This window comes from Streptosporangium sp. NPDC002524 (assembly GCF_040295985.1).
GTDB lineage: Bacteria > Actinomycetota > Actinomycetes > Streptosporangiales > Streptosporangiaceae > Streptosporangium.
The window spans coordinates 202702-215033 of sequence record NZ_JBEOWK010000018.1 but is presented as its reverse complement, the minus strand read 5'-3'; the positions used below and the strand labels follow the sequence as shown (position 1 = coordinate 215033).

12 protein-coding genes are annotated in these 12332 nt (G+C 69.6%); 9 read left to right on the top strand and 3 right to left on the bottom strand.

From position 1 onward, the window contains the following. The first annotated feature begins 469 nt into the window (after positions 1-469). Positions 470-706, top strand: a complete 237-nt coding sequence (locus ABT053_RS29315) for a DUF397 domain-containing protein (RefSeq protein WP_350973185.1) — start codon at positions 470-472, stop codon at positions 704-706. 814 nt (positions 707-1520) lie between these two features. Here ABT053_RS29315 and ABT053_RS29310 read toward each other — a convergent pair. Then, positions 1521-2822, bottom strand: a complete 1302-nt coding sequence (locus ABT053_RS29310) for a UDP-glucose dehydrogenase family protein (RefSeq protein ID WP_350973198.1) — start codon at positions 2820-2822, stop codon at positions 1521-1523. 163 nt (positions 2823-2985) lie between these two features. Here ABT053_RS29310 and ABT053_RS29305 point away from each other — a divergent pair, with 163 nt between their 5' ends. After that, positions 2986-4149 carry an acyl-CoA dehydrogenase family protein gene (locus ABT053_RS29305; RefSeq protein ID WP_350973183.1) on the top strand — a complete coding sequence of 388 codons (1164 nt, stop codon included), beginning with the start codon at positions 2986-2988 and terminating at the stop codon, positions 4147-4149. A gap of 69 nt (positions 4150-4218) precedes the next feature. Here the strand turns inward: ABT053_RS29305 and ABT053_RS29300 are convergent, their stop codons facing one another. Next, a complete protein-coding gene (locus ABT053_RS29300; protein WP_350973182.1) occupies positions 4219-5118 on the bottom strand; it encodes a LysR family transcriptional regulator in 900 nt (299 codons plus the stop codon). Between the two features lie 89 nt (positions 5119-5207). Here ABT053_RS29300 and ABT053_RS29295 point away from each other — a divergent pair, with 89 nt between their 5' ends. From ABT053_RS29295 to ABT053_RS29265, 7 genes are all read left to right on the top strand, one after another. Next, positions 5208-5573 (top strand): YybH family protein, encoded by a 366-nt coding sequence (locus ABT053_RS29295; RefSeq protein ID WP_350973180.1) that lies wholly within the window; start codon positions 5208-5210, stop codon positions 5571-5573. Positions 5574-5774: 201 nt separating this feature from the next. Next, positions 5775-6398 carry a DUF4240 domain-containing protein gene (locus tag ABT053_RS29290; protein WP_350973178.1) on the top strand — a complete coding sequence of 208 codons (624 nt, stop codon included), beginning with the start codon at positions 5775-5777 and terminating at the stop codon, positions 6396-6398. Positions 6399-6462: 64 nt separating this feature from the next. Further along, positions 6463-6714 carry a type II toxin-antitoxin system Phd/YefM family antitoxin gene (locus ABT053_RS29285; protein WP_350973197.1) on the top strand — a complete coding sequence of 84 codons (252 nt, stop codon included), beginning with the start codon at positions 6463-6465 and terminating at the stop codon, positions 6712-6714. Continuing rightward, complete coding sequence (locus ABT053_RS29280; protein ID WP_350973176.1) at positions 6699-7106, top strand: PIN domain-containing protein; 408 nt, start codon at positions 6699-6701, stop codon at positions 7104-7106. Before ABT053_RS29285 ends, ABT053_RS29280 begins: the two co-directional genes overlap by 16 nt. A 149-nt stretch (positions 7107-7255) precedes the next feature. After that, positions 7256-7744: a TIGR00725 family protein gene (locus ABT053_RS29275; RefSeq protein ID WP_350973175.1), complete on the top strand. Its 489-nt coding sequence runs from the start codon at positions 7256-7258 to the stop codon at positions 7742-7744. A gap of 224 nt (positions 7745-7968) precedes the next feature. After that, a complete protein-coding gene (locus ABT053_RS29270) occupies positions 7969-8298 on the top strand; it encodes a hypothetical protein (protein WP_350973173.1) in 330 nt (109 codons plus the stop codon). Positions 8299-8478: 180 nt separating this feature from the next. After that, a complete protein-coding gene (locus ABT053_RS29265; RefSeq protein ID WP_350973172.1) occupies positions 8479-8898 on the top strand; it encodes a YchJ family protein in 420 nt (139 codons plus the stop codon). 191 nt (positions 8899-9089) lie between these two features. Here ABT053_RS29265 and ABT053_RS29260 read toward each other — a convergent pair whose 3' ends face one another. Further along, positions 9090-12098 (bottom strand): galactose-binding domain-containing protein, encoded by a 3009-nt coding sequence (locus ABT053_RS29260; RefSeq protein WP_350973170.1) that lies wholly within the window; start codon positions 12096-12098, stop codon positions 9090-9092. Positions 12099-12332: the final 234 nt, after the last annotated feature.

The window sequence follows — 12332 nt, the reverse complement described above, 5'->3', positions numbered from 1 at the left end:
TCACCCCGCAGCCGCTCGATTTCCCCCAAGTCCACGAGAGCAGCATGCCGAACCCAGCACCCACGATCAAATCAACCTAACGAAGTACTACTAGAGCCTGTTCCGTAAGTGGGTACGGCCCTTCCCTCGGGGCGTGCCGCAGAGGTTGGCGCCGTTCTTCGCCGCGCGCCTGGCCCCCACCGGCCTCGCTCCTGAATCTCGGTGGTCGTGCCGGACACGCACGCCCGGCGCCTTTGTCGTTGCGGACGTCGTGGGCGGTCCGGATACTGTGTCCGTGGAGCCCGCCGTTCGTGGAGCCGCCGCCCATGGAGCCGCTGCCGTCCGTGGAGTCCGGCGCTTTCCAGGCCGTCGCCGGAGGTCACGTCACGGGTTACTCCCGGACGTGGCGGAGGCGTGCCGGCGTCGCGAGGCGATCCACTCGAAGATCCCGCCCGACGGGCGGCCGCCGACACAGCGAAGGTGAGACGACGTGGAAGCAGACCTCAGCAAGGCCGTCTGGCGCAGGGCGGCCCCGGAGGGGGACGACGACGGCAACTGCGTCGAGGTGGCCGTGGTCGAGGCTCCCTCTGAGGGGCACAAGGCCGGTTCGGGTTCTCTTTACGTATTGCGCGATTCCAGGAATCCCGACGGGCCGAAGCTGTTCTTCACCCGCTCGGAGTGGGACGCCTTCGTCGGGGGCGTGAAGCTCGGCGAGTTCGACAACTGACCGGGCGGGACCGGGACGACGAGAAGGCCTCCGCCGGGTGCGGGGCCTTCTCGTCGCGGGTCTCTTAGGGCTTTCCCGGTGGCCGTGATCGGGCTGCGTACCGGGGGCGCGTACCAGGGGCGCGTACCGGGCCGGGCCGGTGAAAGACGCGCCGACGACAGGGCTCGCCCTCGCGGCCGCCGGTCCGTCGCCAGGGTAAAGGTCCTTTTGTCGAACGCGAAGAAAGAAGTGGTTTCGCGAGGCGTCGCGCATTCGCCGCGCGGGAGTGGTCTCACCGTAATGACCACCAAAAAGCTTCTATAGCTAACCTAGAAGCACGTTGGTCCGTTTTATGTGGATATGTCCCATATCGTAGTAATTGTCATATCCGAGAGATTACTGCGAAAGGGGGGCGTCCCTATGGGTATCCCAATGTTCCCGGGAGGGGCCTGGCCCGCCCACGATCCCTACTGGCGTCGTCGTCGCCGCTGGCGCCGTCGTCGCTGGCGCCGCTGGTACTGGGGCTGGTGACGCGAGAAGGCCATGGCGACCCACGTGATCTCTGAGAAGTCGACGCTTACCAGGCGGGTTCCCGGTATCCACCGGGGACCCGTTGTCATGTCCGGGACGAGAGCGCGCACGACGGGAAGGCCGGTCTCGGAGAGACGGCCGGGCTCGGACGAGACGGGTCGAGCTCAGACAAGCCCAGCTCAGACAGGTCGAGCTCAGACAGGCCGGGCTCAGACAAGCCGGGCTCAGGCAGGTCGGGTTCAGATAAGCCAAGCTCAGGCAGGCCCGGCTCAGACAGGCCCGGCTCGGACGAGAAGGGCCGGGCTCAGGGGCGGCCCAGGGCGCGGTAGTGCCAGCCGGAGGCCCGCCAGGTCTCGGCGTCGAGGGCGTTGCGACCATCGACGATCTTGCGGGAGGCCACCACGGACCCCAGCTCCTCGGGATCCATCGCGATGAACTCCTGCCACTCGGTCAGCAGCAGCACGACGTGGGCGTTCTTGGCCGCGTCGAGGGCGGAGGCGCCGTAGGAGAGCCCGGGATGGGCCTTGCGGGCGTTCTCCTGGGCGACGGGGTCGTAGACGGTGACCCGGCCCCCCTGCTCGCTGATCTTGACGGCGACGTCCAGGGCGGGCGAGTCGCGGATGTCGTCGGAGTTGGGCTTGAACGCGGCGCCGAGCACCGCGACCGTGCAGCCCCGGAAGGAGCCCCCGGCCAGCTCGCGGGCCAGGTCGACCATGCGGGCGCGGCGGCGCATGTTGATCGCGTCGACCTCCCGCAGGAAGGTCAGCGCCTGGTCGGCGCCGAGCTCCCCGGCGCGGGCCATGAAGGCGCGGATGTCCTTGGGTAGGCAGCCGCCGCCGAAGCCGAGGCCGGGGTTGAGGAACTTGCCGCCGATACGGTCGTCGAAGGACAGCGCCAGCGACAGCTGCTTGACGTCGGCGTGGGCGGCCTCGCAGACCTCGGCCATCGCGTTGATGAAGGAGATCTTCGTGGCGAGGAAGGCGTTGGCGGCCACCTTGACCAGCTCGGCCGTGGGGTAGTCGGTGATCACCATCGGGGTGCCCATCCCCAGCATGGAGGCGTACACCTCCCGCATGACCTTCTCGGCCCGGTCGGAGGCGACACCGAGCACGATCCGGTCGGGGTGCAGCGTGTCCTTCACCGCGAAGCCCTCCCGGAGGAACTCCGGGTTCCAGGCCAGCTCGGCGCCCGCGCCGATGGGGGCGAGCCTGGCCAGCTTGTCGGCGAGGCGCTGCGCGGTGCCGACCGGGACGGTCGACTTGCCGACGACCAGGCACTCGCGGTCCAGGTGGGGGGCGAGGGACTCGATCGCGGCGTCCAGGTAGGAGACGTCGGCCGCGTACTCTCCCGGCTTCTGGGGGGTGCCCAGGCACAGGAAGTGCACGTCGCCGAAGGCCGCGGCCTCCTCGTACGAGGTGGTGAAGCGCAGCCGGCCGTTGGCCAGGTTGCGCCGCAGGATCTCCTGCAGACCGGGTTCGTAGATGGGCAGGTCGCCGGCCCGCAGCCGGTCGATCTTCTCCGCGTCCATGTCGAGACCGAGGACCTCGAAGCCCAGCTCGGCCATGCACGCGGACGTCGTCGCACCGAGGTATCCGGTTCCCACCATCGTCAGGCGGTAGGCCACTGGTGCTCCTTTCGGTTCTGCCCGATTCTTTGCCGACAGGGTACCGGCATCTGGCGCTTCAACTTTGCCACCTGCGCAAACGCCGGGGTACATATCACCTGGGGTGGAGCGCTCCAGGTTTTGTTGGACGTCCTACTATTTGCCCATGAGCTACCCTCTCTACGCACTGCCCGAGGAGCACGAGATGCTCCGCGAGACAGTCCGCGCCCTCGCTGACGAGAAGATCGCCCCTCACGCCGCGGCGGCCGACGAGACCTCGGAGTTCCCGGCGGACAGCTACAAGGCGCTCGTCGCGGCGGATCTGCACGCCGTGCACATCCCCGAGGAGTACGGGGGCGCCGGTGCCGACGCCCTCGCGACGGTGATCGTCATCGAGGAGGTGGCGCGGGCCTGCGCCTCGTCCTCGCTGATCCCCGCCGTCAACAAGCTCGGCACCGTCCCGCTGCTGCTCTCGGCCTCCGAGGAGCTCAAGCGGAGCTACCTCACGCCGGTCGCGGGAGGTGACGCGATGTTCTCGTACGCCCTCTCGGAGGCCGAGGCGGGCAGCGACGCCGCCGCGATGAAGACCCGCGCGGTCCTCGACGGCGACCACTACGTGCTCGACGGCGCCAAGATGTGGATCACCAACGCCGGGGTTTCGGAGTACTACACGGTGATGGCCGTCACCGAGCCGGGCGCCGGGGCGAGGGGCATCTCCGCGTTCGTCGTGGAGAAGGGCGACGAGGGCGTCAGTTTCGGGGCGAAGGAGCGCAAGCTCGGCATCAAGGGCTCCCCGACCCGGCAGGTCATCCTGGAGAACGTGCGGATCCCCGCGTCCCGGATGATCGGCGAGCCCGGCACCGGCTTCAAGACCGCCCTGGCCACCCTGGACCACACCCGCATCACCATCGCCGCCCAGGCGCTCGGCATCGCCCAGGGCGCGCTGGACTACGCGATCGGCTACGTCAAGGAGCGCAGGCAGTTCGGCAAGGCCGTCGCCGACTTCCAGGGCGTCCAGTTCATGGTCGCCGACATGGCCATGAAGCTGGAGGCCGCCCGCCAGCTCACCTACGCCGCCGCGGCCAGGTCCGAGCTGGCCATGCACGGCGAGCCGCGGAAGGACCTCACCTTCCTCTCCAGCGCCGCCAAGTGCGCCGCCTCCGACGCCGCCATGGAGATCACCACCGACGCCGTCCAGCTCCTGGGCGGGTACGGCTACACCAGCGACTACCCGGTCGAGCGCATGATGCGCGACGCGAAGATCACCCAGATCTACGAGGGCACGAACCAGATCCAGCGCATGGTGATGGCCCGGCAGCTCCTCAAGTGAGGCGGTGATCTGGCTTTCGACATCGAGGAGATCGAAGGACACCGGGCGGCGCCATGCGCGCTCCCCGGGTCAGCGTGAGACGGCGCGATCTCCCGCGAACGCGCGGCGGCCGCGACGCAGCATCTCGCGTACCGCCGGGCTGTTCGCGTTCCGCCAGACCAGGGAGAGCAGGGCGGGCGCCTCGACGTCGTCGACGAGCAGGGTGGTGAGCCGGTCGCGGTAGCGCGCGGCCATCGACTCGCTCAGCACCGCCACGCCGAGCCCGCGCACGGTCAGGTCGGCGATGGCGTCGGCGGCGCTGGCCTCCAGGGAGATGACCGGGCGCAGGCCCCGCGCCGCGCACACCTCGTCGAACAGGGTGCGCAGGCCGGTGCCCGGCGGCATGCACACGATCGGATGTTCGCTCAGGTCGCGCAGGGTGGTGACCGCCCGGCCCTTGGCCAGCGGATGGCCGGGCGGCACCGCGGCGACGAGCCGTTCGCTGATGATCGTCAGCGTCTCCAGTCCTTCGTGCGTGGCGGTGGCGGTGCCGATGAGCGCCAGGTCGACGGTGCCGTCGCGGACGGCCTCCACGAGCCGGTCGGAGTTGTCCTCGATCATGGAGAGCTCCACGCCGGGATGCGCCGCGTGGAAGGCGGCCAGCGCGTCGAACAGCGGCGTGACCGTGCAGCCGATCACCATGCCGACCGTGAGCCGTCCCGTGATCAGGCCGGTGACCTCCCCCACCGCCTGGCCGACCGCCCCGGCGGCGGCCAGCGCGGCGCGGGCGTGTCCGAGCGCCGCCTCGCCGGCGACGGTGAGGGTGGCCGCGCGGGCCGAACGGTCGAACAGCTCGGCGCCGAGCTCGCGTTCGAGGCGGCGGATCTGGGCGCTGACGCCGGACTGGCTGATGCGCACCCGTTCGGCGGCTCGGGTGAAGCTCCGCTCCTCGGCGACCGCGACGAAGTATTCGAGCTGCCTCAGTTCCATGACTGCAGATTCTAGATGTCATCAGAACTAGCTGTTGGACTTCTACTTCGGAGGTGGGCAGGCTGGAGGCCGGAAAGAGAGGAAATTTCATGACTGAGTATGAGAAGGCCATGCGGCCGGAGGACATCACCCGGCTGTTCGTCGAGCGCTCGAACGCCGGAGACGCGGCCGGGGTGGCGGCGTTGTACGAGGAGGACGCGGTGCTCGCGTACCCGCCGGGCAGCCAGACCGTGGGGCGCGCGGCGATCCAGGCGCTGTGGGAGAAGGTGCTGGCGAACCGGCCTCGCTTCGAGCCGGAGCGGCCGCTGCCGACGCTGGTCAACGGGGACATCGCACTCACCTCGACACCGCCCGGGGACGGGGCCGGCGCCCGGGCCCAGGTCGTACGCCGCCAGCCGGACGGGAACTGGCTGCGCGTGCTCGACCAGCCCGAGTTCGTCACCCCCGACCGCTGACGCCGCCGCCCCGGGGCCAACGGGCGCTGACGGCCGGGCGGCTTGTGAAGTAGACCGTTGACCAGCGAAAACCCGGTCCGGGCCATGCCCGCGGACCGGGTTTCGCACGTGCTGGATGGATCTCGGGAGGGGCCCTCTTCTCGTGAGGGTTCTCTCTGTGAGGGTTCCACGCGCCGCGGACGTGTACACGGGTGCTCGTGAATGCCAAGATCACCTCTCATGGACGAGGACGCCTTCTGGGAACTGATCGAGCGGTCCGGCCGGGAGACCGGCACCAGACAGGAGCGCCTCGCCTGGCTGGACGACGAGCTTTCCCGGTGTTCGGCCGAGGAGATCGTCGACTTCGCGATGTGGTGGGCCTCCGCGACGAGCCGCCTCTGCACCTGGGACCTGTACGCGGTGTACCGCCTCCTCATCGGCTGGGGATCGCTGGACGGCTTCGAGTACTTCGTGAAATGGCTCGTGAGCCTGGGACGCACGGCGTTCGAGCAAGTGGCGGCCGGTGCGGATCGTGTGATCGAACTGCCCGAATTCCTGCGCCTGCTGGAGCTGCGTCGCACGAGACTCGCCGACGACGAGTTCCCCGTGTGGTCGGCGGAGGAGGAACCGGAGTTCGAGCTCCTCGGCTACGTGACGTTCGGTCCCTACGAGAAGGCCACGGGCATGGACGCGGCGCATCTGGGGGAAGCCGTGAGCGCCCGGGGAGTCGATGCGAGGTTCCCTCTCGTCGGCGCGGCTTTCGACGGGGAGGAATGGGATCTCGACGACGAGGTGGAATTCGCTCGCAGGCTTCCCCGCGTGGCCCGCTATCTGGGCATCTCCTGAGGAGGTCCACCACTCTGCCATGACGAATCTTCACAGAATCAGATAATCTGATTCTGTGAAGGTGATGACTGCCACCGAGGCATCGCGAAGTTTCGCGACCGTTCTGGACGAGGCGGAGCGAGGGGAGACGATCGTGGTCACCCGGGGAGGTAAGCGGATCGCGGTGATCGGTCCCGCGCCCACCGCGCCCGGACGTATGGTCAAAGCCTTCCTGGCCAGAGCCGAAGGGACGCTGGACGCCGATTTCGCGGCCGATGTCGCGGCGGCCCGGGAGGCCGTCGACGACGAGATGAGGAGCGCGTGGCCCGACGCCTGATCCTGGACACCGGCGTGCTGATCGCGGCGGAGCGGGGCAGGGCCTCCGTGGACGCGGTGATCGGGGATGCCGACGACGTGGCGGTCGCCGCGATCACCGTGGCCGAGCTGCTCGTCGGCGTTGAGCTGGCGGATGAGGCGCGCCGTCCCGGGCGACAGGCCTTCGTGGACGAGGTTCTGGCGTTGATCCCGGTCGAGGAGTACACGGTGGACGTCGCCAGGGTTCACGCTCGTCTCATGGCGCAGGTGCGCCGTTCGGGCAAGACACGGGGAGCGTACGACCTGCTGATCGCCGCGACGGCGGCCGCCACCGCCAGGATCGTGATCACGATGGATTCGTCCGCCGCGTTCGACGACCTGCCGGGGGTGCGGGCGCAGGTCGTCCCCCGCTGAACGCCGGCGGCCTCGGCTGCGGTTCATCGTGGTCATACGCCGGTCGCCGCTGACACTCTCCGGTCTCAGCCGTCGCGGGGTGAGCGGTGCGGCAGGCATCCACCTCGGATTCCCGATCGCCGGTCGTCGCTCGCGGGCAGGATCCCAGCGTGACGATTCAGGTGGCGGTGTGCGGTCCGCGTGACTGTACGGGTGAGGACGAGTCCAACGCCCGCGAGGTCGGGCGGTTGCTGGCGGAGCGCGGTGCGGTGGTGATCTGCGGTGGTTACGGCGGGGTGATGGCCGCGGTGGCGGCCGGTGCGCGGTCGGCGGGTGGGACGGTGGTCGGCATCCTGTCCCGGACGGACAGGGAGGGCGCCGATCCGAATCTCTCCATCGTGATCCCGACCGGTGTCGGGGAGGCGCGGAACACCGTCATCGTCAATTCGGGTGACGCCGTGATCGTCGTCGGTGGGTCGTGGGGGACGCTGTCCGAGCTGGCGTTCGCGATGCGTCGCGGGCGTGTCCCCGTGGTCCAGCTCGGCGGCTGGCGGATCCTCGACGGGGAGGGGCGTCCGGTCGCCGGGGTCAGGCACATCTCGTCTCCGGAGGAGGCGGTGACGGCCACGGGGCTCTGGCCTGACCATCGGCCGTCCTGATCGTCGGCCGTTCTGATGTCGGTCGGCCTGACCATCGGCCATCCTGATCGTTGGCCGTTCTGATCATCGGCCGTTCTGATCGTCGGTCGGCTTGGCCATCGGACGTCCTGACCATCGGGCGGGACAACGAGAAACGGGGGTATCGGCGGCGGCGGAGGCGGTGCCTCGTTCCGTCGCTGTTTCATCGGAAACCGGACAGGCCTGCCGTCCGGCATCATGGTCGGGTGAGATCTTCACCCGACACCGGCTGGTACTCCGTCCGATGCGTCTTCCGCTGGGAGCCGCCGCGTGACGTCTACGAGGAACGGGTCACGCTGTGGAGGACCGCCTCGTTCGACCAGGCCATCGTGATGGCGGAGCGCGAGGCGGCGGAGTACGGCTCGGATGAGGCGATGCGGTATCTGGGCCTGGCCCAGGCGTACCGGCTGCCGGATGACGTGATCGAGCCGGGCACGGAGGTCTTCTCCCTCATCAGGGACAGTGACCTCGAACCGGAGGAATACCTCAGCACCTTCTTCGACACCGGTGACGAGTGTCAGGAGCATGTCTCGTAGGTCATCGGGCCGGGACCGAGCACGACGAGACGCCTCCCGGAGAGGGGCAGCCCCTGTCTGGCCAACCTTTCGGAGCCTCCTCGCCCGCCTGGCGAGTCCCGGAACGGACCCGGTCGGGTCACCGGGCCTGGGCGGGCACGGGAACACGGATCCGGCGGGGTGCGCGGGCATACTGGGGACGTGCCACGACGTGATCCACGACCCCGAGCCCGTTCCGCCCCCGCGCCCGGAGCCTCGTGTCCGTGCGGGCTGCCCACGCCGTACGGGGACTGCTGCGGGCGGCTGCACCGTGGGACGGCGTCCGCGACGACGGCCGAGGCGCTGATGCGGTCGAGGTTCAGCGCCTTCAGCGTCGGGGACGCCGAGTATCTTCTCCGCACCTGGCATCCGTCGACGCGTCCATCGGCCGTCGAGCTCGACGGCTCGGTCCGGTGGACCCGCCTGGAGGTGCTGGAGACGACCGGCGGCAGTTCCTTCCACACCGAGGGCACCGTCCGCTTCCGCGCCCACTACGTCGAGCGCGGCGAGCCGGGCCACATGGAGGAGCACAGCCGCTTCGCCAGGAACGCGGGCGGCTGGGTGTACGTCGGGGCGCTCTGAGAGCCGCGTTTCACACCGTCGGGGCGCTCCGGGGTGAAGAGCCGGACACCCGGTCCGGGAGCAGGTTCCCGGGCCGGGCATCCGTGTACCAGCGAAGGGCCTGCCTCCGCGTATCTCGGAAGGGCCGTGTGTCCGCGGGCAGGAGACCCCCGTCCCCTGCCCACGGACGCGCCGCTGTGCCTGAAACGTGCCTAGCTGTAGACGCCGAACTCCCACAGCGAGTAGCCGTACGCCGTGCCGCGCTGGGTGAGGTTCACCCGGACGTACCTGGCCGACGCGTTGAGGTCGACCGAGTCGAACCCGCCGTCGCCGGTCGTGGTCGAGTGGACGGTGGTCCAGGTCGAGCCGTTGGTGGAGGTCTGGATCTGGTACGCCCTGCCGTACGCGCCCTCCCAGCCGAGCTGGACGTGCCTGACCGCGGTGGTCGCGCCGAGGTCCACCTGGATCCACTGCGGGTCGGCCCACTCGCTGGCCCAGCGGGAGGTGAAGCTGCCGTCGGTGGCCCGGTTCGCGGTGAACGGGCCGCCGTCGCCGGTCGGCTGGTAGGAGGAGGCGGTGGTCGGCTTGCCGAGCGCCACGTTGGTGCCCGCGACCGTCGGCGGGACGACGCGGAAGGACCGCTGCTCGATGCCCGCGTTGCCGTGCCCGTCGAAGGCGTACACGTACACCTTCCACACGCCCATCTGCTCGGGCGCGGTCACCGTGAACCTGCCGGGGCCGGTCTGGACGAACCTGACGTTGCCGAAGCCTCGGTTGCCGTTGACGTGCTTGTTGCTGAACATCAGGTTGTAGCGGATCAGGTCGCTGTTCGGGTCGGTCGCGGCGACCTCGACGGTGAAGGTCTTCCCGGCCTGGACGGCGGTCTGCGAGCCGACCGTCATCGAGGTGATCTCCGGAGGGGTGTTCGCCGAGGGCTGCCCGGTGTAGGCCGCCTTGAGCGAGTGGTAGCCGTGCCTGCGCCAGCCGCCGGTGGTGGTGTTAAGCCACACCCCGCCGAAGTCGTTCTCCAGGCCGTAGTGGAACTCGGTCGCGCCGAGCGCGACGCCCGGGTGACCCTTGATCGCGTTCCAGCTCGCGGTGTACTGGTCCCGCTTCTGCAGGTCGGTCGGCTCGTTGGGCACGCCGTTGACGTCGTTGGGAACCTCCCACTCGCCGTCGGGCCCGGCCTCGGTGACGATGTACGGCTTGGTGTACCCGCCGCTGATCCAGTCCGGCTTGACGGTGTGGATGGCGCCGTAGGAGTTGACCGCGAGCAGGTCGAGGGCGGGGGAGTGGGCTTTGTAGTAGGTCCACGCGTGGGTGTACGCGTCTGTGGAGGTGACCGGGTGGTTGGGGTCGGCGGCGTGGATCGCCTGTGCCACCTCGTTGACGAACTTCGCGTACGCCACCCGCCGCTGCTCGACCACGTCGGCCGGAAGGCCGTGGTCCTGCATGGTGAGGATGACCTCGTTGCCGACGTCCCACATGAGCACGCCCTGATGGTTCTTGAGGGCGTTGACACGGGCGACGATCTCGTTCTTCACGCTGGTCTTGTACGCGGTGTCGTTGACGTAGTCGGCGCCCTGGTTGAGCCAGTGCCCGACGACGACCTTGATGCCCTGCTGGGCCGCCCTGTTGAGCAGCGTCGGGGTGTGGGTGTCGTCGACGCCCCAGGTGCGGATCGTGTTGACGCCCATGTTCTTGAGGTCGCGCATGTAGCCGTCGGCCGCGGCCTGCGGCGGGCCGTAGGTCAGGCCCTTGACCACGTACGGGGCGCCGTTCACCTGGAGCTGCCAGTTGCCCTGCGTGCCGGTCACCCTGACGACGCTCGGCCCGGCCGGGGTCGCCGGGTCGGTCATCGCGGCGGGGACGGTGCCGGCCTGCCGGGCGACCGAGATCCGGTCGACGCTGAGCACGCCGCCGGAGGTGGTGGCGGCGGTCGGCGTCGTGCCGCCCGCGAGCGCGTTGGGCAGCGAGCCGCCGATGGCGAGGTCGAGGCGGAGGTAGAAGCCGTGGTGCAGGGCCGCCCGCCACGCGGTGACGCCGACCTGGCTCTGGCGCACGACCCAGGTCTGCCTGCCGTCGAGGTAGAAGCGGATCTCCTCGTCGGTCTTGGTGCGGTCGATGACCTGGGCGTACTCGTGGTAGCCGGTCTGGCAGCCGTCACAGGTGGCGAAACCGCTGGTCCGGCCGTTGTACTCGTTGCACACGCCCTCGGGCGCGGTGCCGCAGTGCAGGGTGTTGGCCAGCTGGTTGCGGCCGTTGACGCCGGTCATGATGTCGGTCTCGCCGACGGACGGCCAGTTGTTGTAGTTGCCGCGGTAGGCGGCGCCGGTCGCGCGGAAGCCGGGCCAGTAGCCCAGGGCGTTCGCGACGTCGGGCTGCTTGAGCCGGGCGCTGAACCTGAGCAGCTCGCCCGGCTGCGGCGCGAAGTCGGTGCGCTGGGTCTCGATCCGGCCGGAGGTCCAGTTGCCCGCGCCGTCCTTGATCGCCTTGATGTTCAGGTTGCCGGTGCCGTCGAGGTAGACGTTCGCCGTCGAGGCGCTCATGGTCTCGACCTCGCCGGTGCCCCAGTTCGCGGCGCCGCCGGGGTAGGAGGTGCCGGTGCGCAGGATCCAGTTCGCGGCCGAGGGGGAGGTGCCGGCCGGGCCGTTGAAGTCGTCCTGCCACACATCGGTCCAGGCGCCGGGCTCCTCGGGCTCCTCCGGCTCCTGGGGGCCGCCCGTGCTGCCGTAGACCTGGAACTCCCACAGCGAGTAGCCGTAGCCGGTGCCCCGGGCGGTGCCGTGCATCCGTACGTACCGGCCCGAACCGGTCACGTCCAGGGTCTGGGTGCCGCCGGCGCCGGTGGTGGTCGAGTAGACGTCGGTCCAGGACGAGCCGTTGGCCGACGTCTGGATCTTGAAGGCCCGGCCGTACGCGGACTCCCAGGTCAGCACCACCCGGCTGATCGTGGCCGTCTCGCCGAGGTCGACCTGGAGCCACTGCGGGTCGCTGAACGCGCTGGCCCACCGGGTGCCGGTCAGGTTCCCGTCGACGGCGAACGACGCGACGTAACCGGCGCCCTCGGACGACGAGGCCGTCGCCGTCTTGCCCTGCGACAGCAGGCCGTCGGCCGCCGCGGCGGGGCCGGTGAACGCCAGGCCGGACAGGACCAGTGCCGCCAGGGCGGCGATGACCAGGCCTAACCGGAAGCGGCCCGAACTACGAGCTGGATACACGATCTCTCCTCGAAAGGGGGATGCCCGCCAGGGGACGGCGAGGGGGGAGAGCGCTCTCCGTAACCGAGGGTGCTCCCGGGGATCGAGCGGTGTCAAGGCCCTACTTCTCATGAGGTCGAAACGCGCTGCTCACGCACCGGAAACTTCTTCCCAGTGGACATATCCCTTCAAAGCCCACCTTCTCGCACGTCCGCCGACGCGTTCACGGTGAGAAGACGGGCGCGCCCCTGTGTC